Annotated in this window: 14 protein-coding genes; 5 read left to right on the top strand and 9 right to left on the bottom strand. The window is 61.7% G+C overall.

Features of this window, described 5'->3' with window-relative positions:
• Positions 1-111: 111 nt before the first annotated feature.
• Both ACWKWE_RS03540 and ACWKWE_RS03535 read left to right on the top strand, forming a co-directional pair.
• On the top strand, positions 112-660 hold the full coding sequence (locus ACWKWE_RS03540) for a TetR/AcrR family transcriptional regulator (protein WP_166594439.1): 549 nt from the start codon (positions 112-114) through the stop codon (positions 658-660).
• A 57-nt stretch (positions 661-717) separates the two neighbouring features.
• Positions 718-2,004 (top strand): leucine-rich repeat-containing protein kinase family protein, encoded by a 1,287-nt coding sequence (locus ACWKWE_RS03535; protein WP_483849649.1) that lies wholly within the window; start codon positions 718-720, stop codon positions 2,002-2,004.
• A gap of 110 nt (positions 2,005-2,114) precedes the next feature.
• On the opposite strand, the gene ACWKWE_RS03530 is transcribed toward ACWKWE_RS03535, so the two are convergent.
• Positions 2,115-2,816: a YebC/PmpR family DNA-binding transcriptional regulator gene (locus tag ACWKWE_RS03530; protein ID WP_483849648.1), complete on the bottom strand. Its 702-nt coding sequence runs from the start codon at positions 2,814-2,816 to the stop codon at positions 2,115-2,117.
• On the opposite strand from ACWKWE_RS03530, the gene ACWKWE_RS03525 reads away from it, so the two are divergent.
• Both ACWKWE_RS03525 and ACWKWE_RS03520 read left to right on the top strand, forming a co-directional pair.
• A complete protein-coding gene (locus ACWKWE_RS03525) occupies positions 2,815-3,066 on the top strand; it encodes a hypothetical protein (RefSeq protein WP_483849647.1) in 252 nt (83 codons plus the stop codon). The genes ACWKWE_RS03530 and ACWKWE_RS03525 overlap by 2 nt on opposite strands.
• A gap of 86 nt (positions 3,067-3,152) precedes the next feature.
• Positions 3,153-4,727 carry a type VI secretion system Vgr family protein gene (locus ACWKWE_RS03520; RefSeq protein WP_483849646.1) on the top strand — a complete coding sequence of 525 codons (1,575 nt, stop codon included), beginning with the start codon at positions 3,153-3,155 and terminating at the stop codon, positions 4,725-4,727.
• 16 nt (positions 4,728-4,743) lie between these two features.
• Here ACWKWE_RS03520 and ACWKWE_RS03515 read toward each other — a convergent pair whose 3' ends face one another.
• The 6 genes from ACWKWE_RS03515 to quiC form a co-directional block, all read right to left on the bottom strand.
• Positions 4,744-5,517, bottom strand: a complete 774-nt coding sequence (locus tag ACWKWE_RS03515; protein WP_483849645.1) for an enoyl-CoA hydratase — start codon at positions 5,515-5,517, stop codon at positions 4,744-4,746.
• Between the two features lie 91 nt (positions 5,518-5,608).
• A complete protein-coding gene (locus ACWKWE_RS03510) occupies positions 5,609-6,817 on the bottom strand; it encodes an acetyl-CoA C-acyltransferase (protein ID WP_483849644.1) in 1,209 nt (402 codons plus the stop codon).
• A 15-nt stretch (positions 6,818-6,832) separates the two neighbouring features.
• Positions 6,833-7,600, bottom strand: coding sequence for an SDR family NAD(P)-dependent oxidoreductase (locus tag ACWKWE_RS03505; RefSeq protein ID WP_166594432.1), 768 nt, complete (start codon positions 7,598-7,600; stop codon positions 6,833-6,835).
• A gap of 128 nt (positions 7,601-7,728) precedes the next feature.
• On the bottom strand, positions 7,729-9,123 hold the full coding sequence (locus ACWKWE_RS03500) for an MFS transporter (RefSeq protein WP_483849643.1): 1,395 nt from the start codon (positions 9,121-9,123) through the stop codon (positions 7,729-7,731).
• 91 nt (positions 9,124-9,214) lie between these two features.
• A complete protein-coding gene (locus ACWKWE_RS03495) occupies positions 9,215-9,886 on the bottom strand; it encodes a TetR/AcrR family transcriptional regulator (protein ID WP_341957831.1) in 672 nt (223 codons plus the stop codon).
• A gap of 89 nt (positions 9,887-9,975) precedes the next feature.
• On the bottom strand, positions 9,976-11,883 hold the full coding sequence (quiC, locus tag ACWKWE_RS03490; protein ID WP_483849642.1) for a 3-dehydroshikimate dehydratase QuiC: 1,908 nt from the start codon (positions 11,881-11,883) through the stop codon (positions 9,976-9,978).
• Between the two features lie 295 nt (positions 11,884-12,178).
• Between quiC and ACWKWE_RS03485 the strand changes: the two genes are divergently transcribed.
• Positions 12,179-13,546, top strand: coding sequence for an MFS transporter (locus ACWKWE_RS03485; protein ID WP_483849641.1), 1,368 nt, complete (start codon positions 12,179-12,181; stop codon positions 13,544-13,546).
• Between the two features lie 72 nt (positions 13,547-13,618).
• Here the strand turns inward: ACWKWE_RS03485 and ACWKWE_RS03480 are convergent, their stop codons facing one another.
• Positions 13,619-14,506, bottom strand: coding sequence for a DMT family transporter (locus tag ACWKWE_RS03480; RefSeq protein WP_166594428.1), 888 nt, complete (start codon positions 14,504-14,506; stop codon positions 13,619-13,621).
• A gap of 221 nt (positions 14,507-14,727) precedes the next feature.
• Positions 14,728-15,123: a 4-carboxymuconolactone decarboxylase gene (gene pcaC, locus ACWKWE_RS03475; RefSeq protein ID WP_166594427.1), complete on the bottom strand. Its 396-nt coding sequence runs from the start codon at positions 15,121-15,123 to the stop codon at positions 14,728-14,730.
• Positions 15,124-15,137 lie beyond the last annotated feature (14 nt).

The raw sequence follows: 15,137 nt of genomic DNA, 5'->3' as shown, positions 1-15,137 counted from the left end.
GACACGCGTACACTCTCCCGAAAAAGCACACCATAAAAGCTATTAATTTGCGTTAGGGAGTGTGCGAGCAGAAACCGCTTAAAGCAAATACTTTGTGTTAAGGTCCGATTCATGGCTATCAAAGAAGGCATTCGTACCGGCGGCCGTAGCGCCCGGGTGCAGACATCGATCCACGCCGCCGTGCGCGACTTGCTTGAAGAGCAGGACCGTTCCGCGTTGAGCGTGCCCATGATCGCTGCCCGTGCGGGCGTCACGCCCTCGACCATCTACCGTCGCTGGGGCGATTTGACGTCGCTGCTGGCCGATGCGGCAGTGGAACGGTTGCGCCCCGATGAACCGGTGGATTGCGGCAGCCTGCGCGAAGACCTGCGTACCTGGGTCGAGGTCTACCTCGAAGAAACCAATTCCGCACCGGGCCGCGAAATGATGCGCGACGTGGTCGCCAGCAGCGCAACCCTGTGCTCGGGCAAGTGCCTGAACATGGTCCGCGATCAGTTGCAGATCATCATCGACCGCGCCCACTTGCGCGGCGAGCGCAGCCCATCCGCCGATGAGCTGGTCGATGCCGTCGTGGCGCCCATGGTGTACCGGATTCTCTACGCCGAGTCGGCCCCTACCCTCGAACGCATGCATCAGCTGCTGGATCGCTGCCTCGGTTGAGCGCGACGCTCACGAACTCGCTATCATGACTGGCCCTGAACCACGGGCCTTTTCCCCATGCACACTCTCGCAGACCTGCGCGCCGGCACACTGGCGGGCAGCAAACGGCTGGACCTCAGCTGCGGCCTCACGGCGTTTCCCGACGAGATTTTCAGCCTCAGCGATTCGCTGGAGGTGTTGAACCTGTCGGACAATCAACTCAGCGAGCTGCCGGCCGATCTGCACCGGCTCAAACACCTCAAGATTCTGTTCTGTTCCAACAACCTGTTCACCCACCTGCCCGAAGCGTTGGGCCAGTGCGAGCAGTTGTTTTTCGTCGGCTTCAAGGCGTGCCGGATCACCGACGTATCGCCCCGCTCGCTGCCACCCCGTCTGCGCGCCCTCGTATTGACGGATAACCGCCTGGAATCACTGCCAGATGAGCTGGGTCGGTTCGAACACCTGCAAAAACTGATGCTGGCCGGAAACCGATTGCGCACCCTGCCCCCGTCACTGGCGGCGTGTCAGCGGCTGGAGCTGGTGCGCATAGCGTCCAACGAGATTCGCCGATTGCCGGATTGGCTGCTGCAGATGCCCGCGCTGGCCTGGCTGGCGTTTTCCGGCAACCCGCTGAACGACATTCACACTGAGGAGCCCATCCGGCAGATTCCCTGGTCAGCGCTGACCTTGCATCAGGTGCTGGGAGAAGGCGCTTCCGGGGTGATTCAGCAGGCGGAATGGCAGCACGACGACGGAGTGACCGACGAGGTGGCCGTCAAGCTCTATAAGGGCGAGCTGACCAGCGATGGCTCCCCATTGAATGAAATGGCTGCGTGCATCGCCGCCGGTCAGCACCCGAACCTGATTCCCGTCCTGGGGCAAGTGTTCGATCACCCGCAGCAGGCGAGAGGGTTGGTGATGGAGCTGATTTCCCCGCGATTCATCACCCTGGCCCGCCCGCCCAGCCTCGAATCCTGCACGCGTGACGTCTACGGCAGTACGCGCCTGAGCCTTGCGACGGTGCGGCGCATGGCCCACGGCCTTGCCGACGCCTGCGGGCATTTGCATCGCAAAGGCATCAATCACGGCGACCTGTACGCCCATAACGTTCTCTGGGCGGAACAGGGCGAGAGTCTGCTGGGGGATTTCGGCGCTGCCGCGTTTTATCCCGATGAAACGACGGGCCAGACCCTGGAGCGCATCGAGGTGCGGGCGTTCGGGATATTGCTGGATGAGTTGCTGACGTGTTGCGACGGGTCTGACGAAGAAACGGCTGTGCTGCGGGGGCTTGCGGCGCGCTGCATTCAGCCACAGGTCATGAAACGACCGGGGTTTGCCGAGGTGCTGGCGCTACTGGATCGCTAGGCAAACATCACTGGCTTGCGGCGGCCTCGGGCTCTTGGGGGATGCCGGAGGCGCGACCGCAGCGATGCGGTGGGTCAATCACTCCAATCAGTCACTGACCCACCGTGGTATCAACCGGCCAGACCGACGTACACGTCCTGCACGTCATCGTGGCCGTCAATCGCTTCCAGAAACGCTTCAACCTCGGCCATCTGCTCGTCGCTCAAGCCCGACACCGGGTTTTTCGGGCGGTAGCCGATCTTGGCGGATTCCACAGTGAAGCCTTGTTCTGGCAGCGCCTTGCACACGGCGTCCAGGTCAGTGACTTCGGTGTAGAACAGGGTCACGCCCTCGTCGCCCGGCTCGACGTCCTGCGCCCCGGCTTCGATGGCGGCTTCTTCCGGGTCGGCCTTGCCGTCGCCCGCCGCTTCGATCATGCCCAGATGATCGAAATCCCACGTGATCGAACCCGCAGCGCCCATTTGCCCCTTGCGGAACAGCACACGGATCTCGGCAACCGTGCGGTTGACGTTATCGGTCAGGCATTCGACGATCACCGGCACCTTGTGCGGCGCGAACCCTTCATAGATCACTTTCTCGAAGTGCACGTGCTCGCCCAGCAGGCCAGCGCCCTTTTTGATCGCGCGCTCTAGCGTCTCCCGGGGCATCGAGGCTTTCTTCGCCTGCTCGACCACCAAACGCAGGCGCGAATTCATGTCGGGATCAGCGCCGGAACGCGCGGCAATCATGATTTCCTTGGACAGCTTGCCGAAAATCTTGCCCTTGGCATTGGCTGCTGCTTCTTTGTGTTTGACCTTCCACTGTGCGCCCATGATTACTCTCTTGTTCCGGTGGCAGTACACCGTCGGGGCCGATCCGGCGTGGCGCGTCGGACCGAAGACGGTGAATGCTGAAAAGGTGAACGATGATGACGCGCCAGGACAGAACGCTGGCGCCCGCCGCATTTTATACGCGCTGGCGTCATATGAAACCCCTGACGTGCTGCCGTCGATCAAACGAGCGCGGATAAGTTTCCCGGAAAACGTCAACACAAGGCTCTGGATATGGCGACGCGACCTGTAGTCCCTTTCTGAAAATACAGAACTAGCCCCTTTGTGGCGCCGCTTTTCGTACCCTTTGCACCCCGAAATTTCACGGTGCCCCACTCGATGCACAAAGACTCGCCAGTGACGATGACCCTGTCCATCGCCAGCCGCCCCAGCGACCTGCTGGTCGTCGGCGTCAAGGGTCGTGATCGACTCAATGCGCCATTCTGCTTCGACATCGACCTTGTGAGCCCTGATCCCGCGCTGGATCTGGCGTCGTTGCGGCAGTGCAACGCTGGATTGGAAATCGGCGGCACGCCTGCCCCGCTGCATGGCTTGCATGGCTTGCATGGGCAGATCAGCGACGCCCGACAACTGTATCGCGGCGCTGACCTCAGCGTGTACCGGCTACGCCTGACCCCTGCCCTCCAGAAACTGTGCAGCCCGACCCGGCGTCGCGCATTCAACGGTCTGACAGTGCCGCAAATTCTCACGCGGCTGCTGCACGACCACGGGCTGACTGACGGCGCGTTCCGCTTCGATCACTTGATCGGCGTGTATCCCCGCCGAACTCACTGCCTGCAATACGACGAAAGCGACCTGCACTTCCTGCAGAGGTTGTGCGAAGAAGAAGGCATTGCCTTTCGCCATGAACACGCTCTACAACGGCATACCCTGGTGTTTTCCGACGACCCGATGGGTTTCCCGGAAGGGGCAGCGCCCGCCCCGATCGATCACCTCGCCGAGCAACTGTCCGTGCAGGCCAGCTACAGCAGCCATGCGGGCGAGCATTACACGCCTCAGGCCTTTGCACCTCAACATCACGCCTCCGATGCCGACAATCAGCGCCTTTGCGCGGTGCAGCACGCCAATCGCCCCCTTGCACAACAGCAGCAGAAACAGATCAGCGTCCGCCTCCTGGAACGGCTGCGCTGTGAACGGCGGGAAATCAGGGGCCGCAGCCGCTTGCCCTGGTTTCGCGCGGGCCTGGTCGTGCGCGTGGCCGGACAGCCAGACCCATTGCTCAATGATCAATCGCTGTTGACGGAGGTGTGCCACAGCGCCTGGCAACTGGCGCCGTTAAGGGGCTGCACCTCCAACGACGTCATCCATATTTTGCAGGCGATGGCGTCAGCGGGCGCCGCCGACATGGGCATTGCACAATGGCTGCTTGTCCAGCCGGGCGCAGACCGGCCAGCGCTGGCGGGCTACGAAAACAGTTTTAGCGTGCTGCCGTGGACGATGCCGTTCAGGCCGTCCGTGGAGCATCCGAAACCCGTCGTGTCGTCGCTGGAAACCGCCACCCTGATCGACGGACGAGCGGACGAAGCCGGTCGCGTCAGGATTCGGTATGGATGGCAGGTCGAAGGTCCGGCGAGTCCATTCAGGGACAGCTGGGCACGCGTCGTCACCAGCCTCACCGAGCCGCGCGCTGGAATGGCGTTGCATATTCAATTTTTCGAAGGTGACCCCGACCAGCCGCTGGTCTGTGGCATGGCCGAGGGCCCTGAGCGGATTTCGGTCCTTGAAGCCACCGAACGGGACGGTGCGTCGCCACCGACGAAACCGCCCGAGCCAGCGCCTGTGCTCGTCGACAGCAAGGTACCCCTCACCCTGCGCGGCGCCCGCGCCACCTTGCACATCAACGCGCAGGGCATCCGGTATACGCCGCACGCCACGGGAGACGACGGCATGTGAGGTAAGCCGCCGCTGATCAGCGGTGCTTGAAGCTTGGCTCACGCTTCTCGATGAATGCCGCCATGCCTTCCTTCTGATCCGCGCTGGCAAACGCCGAATGGAACACCCGACGTTCGAAGCGGATGCCCTCGGACAAGCTGACCTCGAAGGCGCGATTGACACTTTCCTTGACCATCATCGCCACCGGCAACGACTTGGCGGCGATGCTCTCAGCGACCTTCAGCGCCTCCTCGAGCAATTGCGCTTGAGGCACGATGCGCGCCACCAGTCCGGAACGCTCCGCTTCCTCGGCGTCGATCATGCGCCCGGTCAGGCACATTTCCATGGCCTTTGCCTTGCCAACGGCGCGGGTCAAGCGCTGCGTGCCGCCCATGCCCGGAAGCACGCCGAGCTTGATCTCCGGCTGACCGAACCTGGCGTTGTCCGCCGCCAAGATGAAATCGCACATCAGGGCCAGTTCACAGCCGCCCCCCAACGCAAACCCGGACACCGCTGCGATAATCGGCTTGCGGCGACTAGCCACCCGGTCGCTGTCGCTGAACAGGTCATCCAGATAGATTTGCGGGTACGTCAGTTCAGCCATTTCCTTGATATCAGCACCGGCGGCAAACGCTTTGGCCGATCCCGTCAGCACGATGCAGCCAATGTCACGGTTACGTTCGAGTTCATCCAGCGCGTGGTTGAGCTCGCTGATCAGCTGTGCATTGAGGGCATTCAGTGCTTGCGGGCGGTTAAGCGTGAGCAGCGCAACCCGACCGTTTATTTCCTTCAAGATTGTTTCGTAAGCCATTGTTCTTGATCCCATTAATCAGAAATTGTCAATACTGGAAACAGCATTACCCGACTTTAAGTTAAAGCTTCAAACCATTGAATTTAAACGATTAAAGCACCTCTAGCGCCATGGCCGTCGCCTCGCCGCCACCGATGCAAATAGCGGCCACGCCGCGTTGCAATCCCCGCTGTTTCAGCGCCGACAACAGGGTCACCAGAATCCTCGCCCCCGAGGCACCAATGGGATGGCCGAGGGCACAGGCGCCGCCGTTGACGTTCACTTTTTCGTGGGGCAGTTCCAGCTTGCTCATGGTCACCAACGCGACCACGGCAAACGCCTCGTTGATCTCGAACAGGTCCACATCGCTAAGGGACCAGCCGGTTTTGCGCATCAGTTTTTCGATGGCACCAATCGGTGCGGTCGGAAACAGGTTGGGCTGGTTGGCATACGCCGCATGGCCGCGAATCACCGCCAAAGGCTTCAGCCCGCGCCGTTCGGCCTCTGATTGACGCATCAACGTCAACGCCGCCGCGCCGTCGGAAATTGAACTGGAGTTGGCCGCCGTGACCGTTCCCCCTTCGCGAAAAGCCGGTTTGAGCTGCGCGATCTTGTCCAGCCTGGCTTTCGGCGGTTGCTCGTCCTGGGAGACGGTTTTCTGTTCTTTGCCGACAGTCACCTGCACCGGGACGATTTCACCGTCGAAATAACCCTGTTTCATGGCCTCTTGGGCCCGGGTCAGCGAGGCGATGGCGAACGCGTCCTGGGCCTCGCGACTGAAACTGTGGAATGACGCGCAATCCTCAGCGAAGGTGCCCATGAGGCGCCCACGGTCGTAGGCGTCTTCCAGCCCGTCGAGAAACATGTGATCGACGATCTGCCCGTGGCCCATGCGATAACCGCTGCGCGCTTTGTCCAGCAGGTACGGCGCGTTGGACATGCTTTCCATGCCGCCCGCGACCACCACCCCGGCGCTGCCCGCCAGCAGCAGGTCATGGCCCATGATCGCCGCTTGCATGCCGGAGCCGCACATCTTGTTCAGCGTCGTGCACAAGGTGCCGTTGCTCAGGCCGGCCCCCAAAGCGGCCTGTCGTGCCGGGGCCTGGCCAAGTCCGGCAGGCAGCACGCAGCCGAACAGCACCTGCTCGACATCCGTGGCCTCAAGCCCCGCACGTTCAACCGCTGCACGGATGGCCGCCGCGCCGAGTTGCGGCGCCGTGAGGCTTTTGAGGTCTCCCTGGAAGCCGCCCATGGGCGTGCGCACGGCGCTGACGATCACCACGGGGTCTTCGTTCTGTGGCTGACGCTGGTTGTGTGGCATGTTGAATGTCCTCGATTAGCGAGCAGCCATGCGCAAGGCACCGTCGAGACGGATCACCTCACCGTTGAGCATGCTGTTTTCGATGATGTGGCGCACCAGGGCGGCGTATTCGTCGGGCTTGCCGAGCCGTGGCGGGAAAGGGACGCCTGCGGACAGGCTCTCGCGCACCTGCGGGGTCATGCCGGCCATCATCGGGGTTTCGAAAATGCCGGGGGCGATGGTCATGACCCGGATGCCGAACCGCGCCAGTTCACGGGCGGCGGGTAACGTCAGGCTGGCGATGGCCCCCTTGGACGCCGCGTAGGCGGCCTGACCGATCTGGCCGTCGAACGCGGCCACGGACGCGGTGTTGACGATCACGCCGCGCTCGCCACCCTCGTCCGCCACGCCCTCGGCGATGGCGGCAGCGGTCAGACGCAGGAGGTTGAAGCTGCCGATCAGGTTGACGTTGATCACCCGGCTGAAACTGTCCAGGCCATGGGGGCCTTCCTTGCCGAGGATTTTTTCCGCCCCGACGATGCCCGCGCAATTGATCAGGCCATTGATCTGACCGAACTCAGCCAGCGCCGTGTCCACCGCCGCCTGCGCAGCGGCCTCATTCGTGATGTCGGTGACACTGGCCCGGGCATTGACGCCGAGCACGTGCAGTTGGGTGTCCAGCGCCTGGGCATTGACGTCCACCAGCATGACCTTCGCGCCCGCCTGGATCAGCATCTGCGCGGTCGCCGCGCCCAGACCCGATGCGCCGCCGCTGACCAGAAATACCTTGCCTTCGATCTGCATGATTGTGCCGTCCTTCACTTCTTATTGTTCGAGTGACGAAATACTCCGCTCTGTCCCGGCAATGGGCAATAGTCAAAGCGCGCAGCCGCGATGACGGTTTTGGACAGTGCGTGACGTTACGATGCCGCTCAGGCCTTGCGCTGCAGCACCGCCTCACCGGATTCGGAGGACAGCCGCCGGTTATCCAGTAACGCCAGCAATGCGATCAGCGCCACCCCGATGAACGTCAGCTGAAAGTCCGCCGTCTGCGCCTGGCCGTCGTTGCCGTGCAGATACATCGAGCCGCGCAGCAGCAGCGCACCAATGGCCACCCCCATGCCCATGCTCAGCTGGAAAAACATGCTGAACATCGTCGACGCGTCGCTCATCTGCGGCTTCGGCACGTCGGCGAACCCCAGGGTGTTGAAGGCCGTGAACTGCATCGACCGCGACAGCCCGCCCACAAACAGGATGAACAAGATCAAGCCCCAGCTCATGCGCTCGTCGAGCAACGCGCAGGCCGCGATGGCCAGCACACCGATCACCCCGTTGCCCATCAGCACGGCGCGAAAGCCCCAGCGCTGCATGATGGGGCTGGTGAAAGGCTTCATCGCCAGGTTCCCCGCGAACACACCCAGCACCAACAGCCCCGAATCGAACGCTGACAGGCCAAAGCCCAGTTGAAACATCAACGGCAGCAGGAACGGCAAGGTGCTGATGGCAATGCGAAACAGCGAGCCGCCGAAGAGGCTGACGCTGAACGTGCGGATGCCGACCACATTGACGTTCAACAGCGGTTCGGCCCGCTTGCGCATGTGTGCCCAGGCCAGCACGGCGCTGACCACGCCGATGGCCGTCACCAGCAGCCCGGGCCCATGGCTGCCACGAGCCTGTCCAAGCATCTCCATGCCGTACAGCGACGCCATGCACGCTACCCCCACCAGCACGAAACCGGGAAAATCGAACGCCCGCTGGCTGACGTCATTGCGTCGAGGGATCAAGACCCAGGTGGCGATCAAGGCCAGCGCGCCCAGTGGCAGATTGAGGTAGAAAATCCACGGCCATGAGGCGTGAGTGACAATGAATCCGCCCAACGGCGGGCCGAGAATGGGCGCCACGAGGCCTGGCCACGTGATCAGCGAAATGGCGCGGACCAGGTCCTTCTTTTCCGTGGCACGCATCACGGCCAGGCGCCCGACCGGGACCATCATCGCGCCGCTGATGCCCTGCAGTACCCGCGCCGCGACGAACGCCTCCAGCCCTGTGCTCAACCCGCAGAGCAACGAAGACAGGGTGAACAGCACGATGGCGCCGCCGAACACCAGCCGCGAGCCCAGCCGATCCGCCAGCCAGCCGCTGATGGGAATGAAGGCCGCGATGGCCAGCATGTAGGCGCTCATGCCGATGTTCAGGTCGACTGCCGCCACACCGAAAGTTTTCGCCATTTGCGGCAAGGCCGTGGCGATCACTGTCGCGTCGAGGTTTTCCATGAAAAACGTGACCGCCACCAACAGCGCGATCAGGGTGGATTGGCGTTGCGACATCGGCACCGGTCCTTGAATGGGCAGTGCTCTAGCGTAGCGGTTTCAGGGCGTCACGCGCAGAGCGAATTCGCCTCAGTGGCGGCAATCGGCGTCATGGTTTCAGATACCGCATCACCGAATCGCTCACCATCGCCCTGTGCCGGGCCTTGATGTGTGGGTCTTCCAGCTCGATCTGGAAAATCTCCGAAAAAGTGTGGCGGTTCGATACGCGGTAGAAACAGAACGAACTCAGCAGCATGTGCAGATCGACCGCCTGTACACCTTCGCGAAACACGCCTTCTTTTTCTCCACGTCGCAACGTCTCGTCCAGCGCTTGCAGCACATGCTGGCTCAGCGCCCGAATGGTCGGAGACTGTTTGACGTTTTCGCCGTTGTGGATGTTCTCGATGCAGACGATGCGCACGAAATCGACGTTGCGGTCGTGGTGATCGAAAGTGAACTCCACCAGACGCTGAATCGCCTCCATGGGCGGCAGAACGTCGAGTTTCAGGCTGCTTTCGGTGTGACGGATGTCGCCGTACAACTTCTCCAGCACTTCGCTGTACAGCTGTTCCTTGCTGTTGAAGTAGTAATAAATCATCCGTTTCGAGGTTTGCGTACGTTCGGCAATGGCGTCGACCCGTGCACCTGAAAGGCCTTGGGCGACGAATTCAGCGACGGCAGCCTGGAGGATGCCGTCGCGGGTTTTTTCCGGATTGTTCTTGCGGCCCTTGCGTGGCGACTCTACGGACGCTTCGACAAGAGTGTCGTCGACAGTTTTCATGCTTGGCTCACGACCACGGTGGAATCCGCCGATTATGAGCCGCAGCGCCGCGTTACGGAAGCGGCATATGCCAGCATGCGTGTGGTCTGTCACAACCTCGCTTGCCGTGGCGTGCCTTTCCGTGAAGCGGCCATGGCTGCCAGACGCACCGCCACGTTGGCTGCGCCATAACCGGCGTAGCCATTTTTGCGTTGCAGTATCTCGAAGAAAAATCGATCGTCGAAGGCCTCGGTGTACACATGAAACAGCTCCCCCCCCTTGGCATCGCGGTCATACAGCACATTGTAATAGGCCAATTCACTCAGAAATTCGTCGTCGAAATCGAAGCGGGCCGCCAGGTCGTCGTAATAATTGAGGGGGATGTCCAGCAATTGCACCCCAGCCTCTTTCGCCCGCGCCACCTGGGTAAAAATGTCCTCGCAGGCGAAGGCGATGTGGTGCACACCGGAGCCGCGGTAACTCGACAGGGCATGTGAAATCGCCGTGTTACGGTTCTCGGAGATGTTCAGCGGCAGGCGCACGGTGCTGCAACGGCTGCGCAACGCACGGCTTTTCACCAGACCGTAAGGGTCTGGCAGCACCACTTCGTCGTCGGCCTCGAAATCCAGCAGGCTCTTGTAGAACAGCACCCACGTGTCGAGGCTGTCCGCCGGGAGCGCCATGGCCATGTGGTCGATGCGGTGCAGACCACCGGCAGCGGGGGTGTCCGTAAGAATATTGAAATCGCTTTCGTAGATCGACTCGCCGAGCGGGGCTGGCTCTACCAGATAAATCAGGCTGCCATCCGGGGCGCGCACGGCGGGAATCTCTCGCTCGTTCGGCCCGACCAGCCCTCGGTACGGCTGCCCCTTGAACTGTCGGGCGCGCTCCAGCGCCACGCTGCCATTTTCAACGCGCAACGCCGTGGCGCACAGCGATGGGCCGTGGGATTCGAAAAAACTGTGGGCGAAGGAATAAGGCTCGGCATTGAGCACGATCTTGATATCGCCCTGCCCCAACAGGCGGACAGCCTTCGAGCGGTGCTGACCCAACTGAGCGAAGCCGAGGCCCTGCAACCAACTGCCCAAACGGGCGCCGTGAGCCTCATCGACAGCAAATTCAAGAAATTCAACGCCGTCGTACGCGCTGGCTTTCGGCGGGTTGAACAACAACCCGGGCGAAACAGACTGCGCCTCCTCGGCCAGCCGCTCGCGGGTTTTTTCTTCCAGGTAAAGCAACGAACGCAAACCGTCCGCCGCATTGGCCCGAGGGGGCGCAGCACGAAAACCATCGTTGAAGATTTCCAGTGACAACGGCCCGGTGTAACCGCTGCGCAGGATCGGGGCGAGAAAACCCGGCAGGTCAAATTCACCCTGGCCAGGAAAGCAGCGAAAATGCCGACTCCACTCCAGTACGTCCATGGCCAGCAAAGGCGCGTCGGCCATTTGCACGAAGAAAATCTTGTCACCGGGAATATCGGCAATGGCGCCTGGATCACCGTTCAACGACAGCGTGTGAAAGCTGTCCAGCAACACCCCCAGTGCCGGGTGATTGACCTGACGCACCAGATTCCACACCTGCTGCCACGTGTTGACATGTCGGCCCCAGGCAAGTCCCTCGTAGCCCACGCGCAACTGCCGCGCACCGGCCCTTTCGGCCAACAGCGCCAAGTCGTCCAGCAGGAGGTTTTCGTCTCCGTGGGAATCGCTCGCGGTGTTACTGCACACCAACACCAGGTCAGTGCCCAGCGCTTGCATCAGATCGAACTTGCGCTCGGCCCGGTCCACGTTGCGTTGCAGGCGATCGCGTCGGCAACCTTCGAAGTCGCGAAACGGCTGAAACAGGGTGATCGCGATGCCCAGATCCGCGCACATCTGCCGCACGGTGCGCGGGCTGCCGTCGTAGTACAGCAGGTCATTTTCAAAGATTTCCACGCCGTCGAACCCGGCGGCGGCAATGGCTTCCAGCTTTTCGGGCAGGGTCCCGCTCAGGGAAACGGTGGCAATCGAACGCTGCATAAACTGACTCCAGAATGAACGCACCCAAGAGACAGCGCCTGGCTGATGCTTCGGTGTCAAAACCGATTATTCTTCGCCCGTCCTGTCAGTGCAATTTAAATGTACGTACCGGTTAGTTTTGTGTTCGATAATCGCCCAAAAATGATTTACCTCAATTGACGCTCCTGCCCATGATCTCCACCATCGTTTGCACATTGTCGGACAAAGGCTGCCTCTGCCTGCACGTGGACCCTTTGCTGCGCCGCATTGGCGCCGCCATCGCCGACAAAACCATAACAATTCCAAGACAGGTTAAATGCTCATGCGCTCCTACCCCGCTTCGTCTGCGCCGGTCGCAGCCAGCTCCCCGGACACTCACGTGACCCCTCATGCCGGGATCGGCGACAAAGTCCGAGGCGCGCTCGCCGTCGGCAAGACCCGCTGGGGCATGCTCGCGCTGGTGTTCCTCGCCACCACCCTCAACTACATCGACCGCGCCGCGCTGGGCGTCATGCAGCCCATTCTGGCCGAGCAAATGCGTTGGACGGCCATGGATTACGCCAACATCAATTTCTGGTTTCAGGTGGGCTACGCCATCGGTTTCCTGTTGCAAGGCCGGTTCATCGACCGCGTCGGAGTGAAACGGGCATTTTTCCTCGCCGTGCTGCTCTGGAGTGTCGCCACCGGCGCGCACGGCCTGGCGACATCGGCGGCGGGCTTCATGGTCTGCCGGTTCATTCTCGGGCTGACCGAGGCGGCCAACTACCCGGCCTGCGTCAAAACCACACGGCTCTGGTTCCCGGCCGGAGAGCGGGCCGTCGCAACGGGCATTTTCAACGCAGGCACCAACGTTGGCGCGATGATCACCCCGGCCCTGCTGCCGCTGATTCTGTCCGTCTGGGGCTGGCAGGCGGTGTTCATGTGCATGAGCGTCCTGGGCCTGACCTGGGTGATCACCTGGCGCTTGAAATACTTCAATCCCGAAGACCACCCCACTGTTCGTGAAAGCGAGCGGGCCTACATCCATCAGGGTCACGAGCCCGAGGGGGTGACGGAGAAAGTCCCGTTCTCGACGATCCTGAAAATGCGTGGCACCTGGGCATTCGCACTGGCGTACGCGATGACCGCGCCGGTGTTCTGGTTCTACCTGTATTGGCTGCCGCCGTTTCTGAACCAGCAATACCACCTGGGCATCAGCGTGACGGAAATGGGTCTGCCATTGATGCTGATCTGGCTGACGGCGGATTTCGGCAGCATCGGCGGTGGTGTCCTGTCGTCGTGGCTGATCGGCCGGGGGGTGCGTCCGATGACGGCGCGTCTGGTGTCGATGCTGATCTTCGCGCTGACGATCATTTGCGTGGTGTTTGCGGCCAACGCGAGCGGGCTGTGGATCGCGGTGGCGGCGATCGCGCTGGCCGTGGGGGCGCATCAGGCATGGACAGCGAACATCTGGACCCTGGTGATGGATTACACACCGCCGCACAGGGTGAGCACGGTGTTCGGGTTTGGCGGGATGTGCGCGTCGATTGGCGGGATGTTCATGACCCAGATCGTCGGGGCCGTGCTGACGGCGACCCATAACAATTACAACGTGGTGTTTACGTTGATTCCGGCGATGTATTTTCTGGCGCTGGTGTGGATGTTCTTCATGGCGCCGCGTGACGTTAAAGAAAGCGCTGCCTGATGGTCAGCGATGCGGATGGGTCAAGCGCCATTCTGGACTGCCCCCCCCCCGCATCGCGCCGTGGTCAACGCCCTACCCGCCTGACCTGCGCTGCTGCCAGGCGGCCGCCAGGCCGCTCAGGCAGATAATCGCAATCCCCGCTTGCGCCGTCAGCGACGGCGCGTGGTTGAACACCAGATACCCCCACAGCCCCGCGAACACGATCTGGCAGTAGCCGAACGGCGCCAGCAACGCGGGTGCCGCGAACCGGAAAGCCTGGGTCAGCAGCAAATGCGCGACCATCCCGCAGGTGCCCAGTGCCAGCATGAATGGAATGTGTATCCACTGCGGCGATTGCCAGAAAAACGGCACGATGGCGCTCATCAGCAAGCTATTGAACAGCCCCGCAAAGAAATTGCTCGTGGTCGGGCTGTCATGGGCGGCAACCAGCCGAGTGAGCAATTGATAACACGCAAAACACAACGCGGAGCCCAGCGGCAGCAGTACGGCGGGGGTGAACAGTTCGCCGCCCGGATGCACGATCACCATCACCCCGCCAAACCCTACAAGCACGGCTATCCACTGACCTCGCGACACCTGCTCCTTGAGCAGCGGCACCGACAAGGCCGTCACCAGCAAGGGCGCCAGGAAGTTCACGGCCGTGGCTTCGGCAATCGGGATGAACATCAGTCCGCTGGTGAATAACAGACTCGTGCCCAACAGGCATGCCGCCCGCAGCGCTTGAAGCCCCGGCCGCTTGGTCCGTAATACGCGCAGCCCTGCGGACGGCATGAAAATGCAGGCCATCAACGCGGTGTGCACGACATAACGCACCCAGACCACCATCATGATCGGGTAAATGCCGGAGAGGTATTTGGACAGGGTGTCGTGACTGGAAAACAGGAAGGTCGCCAGGACAATCAGTGCGATGCCCTTGAGTGGCTGGTTGACGCCGGAGAGCGGCGTACGGGTGGTGCTCATCAGGGTTCCTTTGGCCTTGCGGAAGCGCGTAGTCGACCGACCATCGCTGCGAGTCTGGAGCTAGACACGCAGAGAATATAGAAGCTGTCGTCAGATAACCAAAGAAACCTCAAGGATGACGTCGTTTTTGTCGCGCCCGGCGTCGTACGTCGGACGCTGTAAGCAGCACAGGGTGCGGAAGCGAACGCACTCATTCACCCCGTTCGCACCGCTCGCAACGCTCACTCCTGCAACGACTCAACCCCCAGTTCATCCCACACGGCTTCTGCCAGATGAAAACTCGCGTTGGCTGCCGGTATGCCGCAATAGATCGCACTTTGCATCAACACTTCCTTGATCTCGTCGCGGGTCACGCCGTTGTTTTTTGCGGCACGCAGATGCAGGCGCAGTTCGCCCTCGCGGTTCATGCCGATCAGCATGGCGATGGTGATCAGGCTGCGGGTATGGCGTGGCAAGCCGGGGCGGGTCCAAATGTCGCCCCAGGCATGGCGGGTGATCATTTCCTGAAACTCGCCGTTGAACGGCGTGAGTTTCTCCAGACTGCGGTCGACGTGGGCGTCGCCCAAGACTTCACGGCGCACGCTCATGCCGGCTTCGTAACGGTGTTTCTCGTCCATTTGCGATCCTGTCG

It is taken from the genome of Pseudomonas salicis (genome assembly GCF_057128705.1).
This window is presented reverse-complemented; position numbering and strand designations above follow the sequence as displayed.

What these genes read in the sequence shown, in the direction of transcription:
- ACWKWE_RS03540 (WP_166594439.1), top strand. Translation starts at nt 112, where the DNA reads ATGGCTATCAAAGAAGGCATTCGTACCGGCGGCCGTAGCGCCCGGGTG.
- ACWKWE_RS03535 (WP_483849649.1), top strand. Translation starts at nt 718, where the DNA reads ATGCACACTCTCGCAGACCTGCGCGCCGGCACACTGGCGGGCAGCAAA.
- ACWKWE_RS03525 (WP_483849647.1), top strand. Translation starts at nt 2,815, where the DNA reads ATGATTACTCTCTTGTTCCGGTGGCAGTACACCGTCGGGGCCGATCCG.
- ACWKWE_RS03530 (WP_483849648.1), bottom strand. Translation starts at nt 2,816, where the DNA reads ATGGGCGCACAGTGGAAGGTCAAACACAAAGAAGCAGCAGCCAATGCC.
- ACWKWE_RS03520 (WP_483849646.1), top strand. Translation starts at nt 3,153, where the DNA reads ATGCACAAAGACTCGCCAGTGACGATGACCCTGTCCATCGCCAGCCGC.
- ACWKWE_RS03515 (WP_483849645.1), bottom strand. Translation starts at nt 5,517, where the DNA reads ATGGCTTACGAAACAATCTTGAAGGAAATAAACGGTCGGGTTGCGCTG.
- ACWKWE_RS03510 (WP_483849644.1), bottom strand. Translation starts at nt 6,817, where the DNA reads ATGCCACACAACCAGCGTCAGCCACAGAACGAAGACCCCGTGGTGATC.
- ACWKWE_RS03505 (WP_166594432.1), bottom strand. Translation starts at nt 7,600, where the DNA reads ATGCAGATCGAAGGCAAGGTATTTCTGGTCAGCGGCGGCGCATCGGGT.
- ACWKWE_RS03500 (WP_483849643.1), bottom strand. Translation starts at nt 9,123, where the DNA reads ATGTCGCAACGCCAATCCACCCTGATCGCGCTGTTGGTGGCGGTCACG.
- ACWKWE_RS03495 (WP_341957831.1), bottom strand. Translation starts at nt 9,886, where the DNA reads ATGAAAACTGTCGACGACACTCTTGTCGAAGCGTCCGTAGAGTCGCCA.
- quiC (WP_483849642.1), bottom strand. Translation starts at nt 11,883, where the DNA reads ATGCAGCGTTCGATTGCCACCGTTTCCCTGAGCGGGACCCTGCCCGAA.
- ACWKWE_RS03485 (WP_483849641.1), top strand. Translation starts at nt 12,179, where the DNA reads ATGCTCATGCGCTCCTACCCCGCTTCGTCTGCGCCGGTCGCAGCCAGC.
- ACWKWE_RS03480 (WP_166594428.1), bottom strand. Translation starts at nt 14,506, where the DNA reads ATGAGCACCACCCGTACGCCGCTCTCCGGCGTCAACCAGCCACTCAAG.
- pcaC (WP_166594427.1), bottom strand. Translation starts at nt 15,123, where the DNA reads ATGGACGAGAAACACCGTTACGAAGCCGGCATGAGCGTGCGCCGTGAA.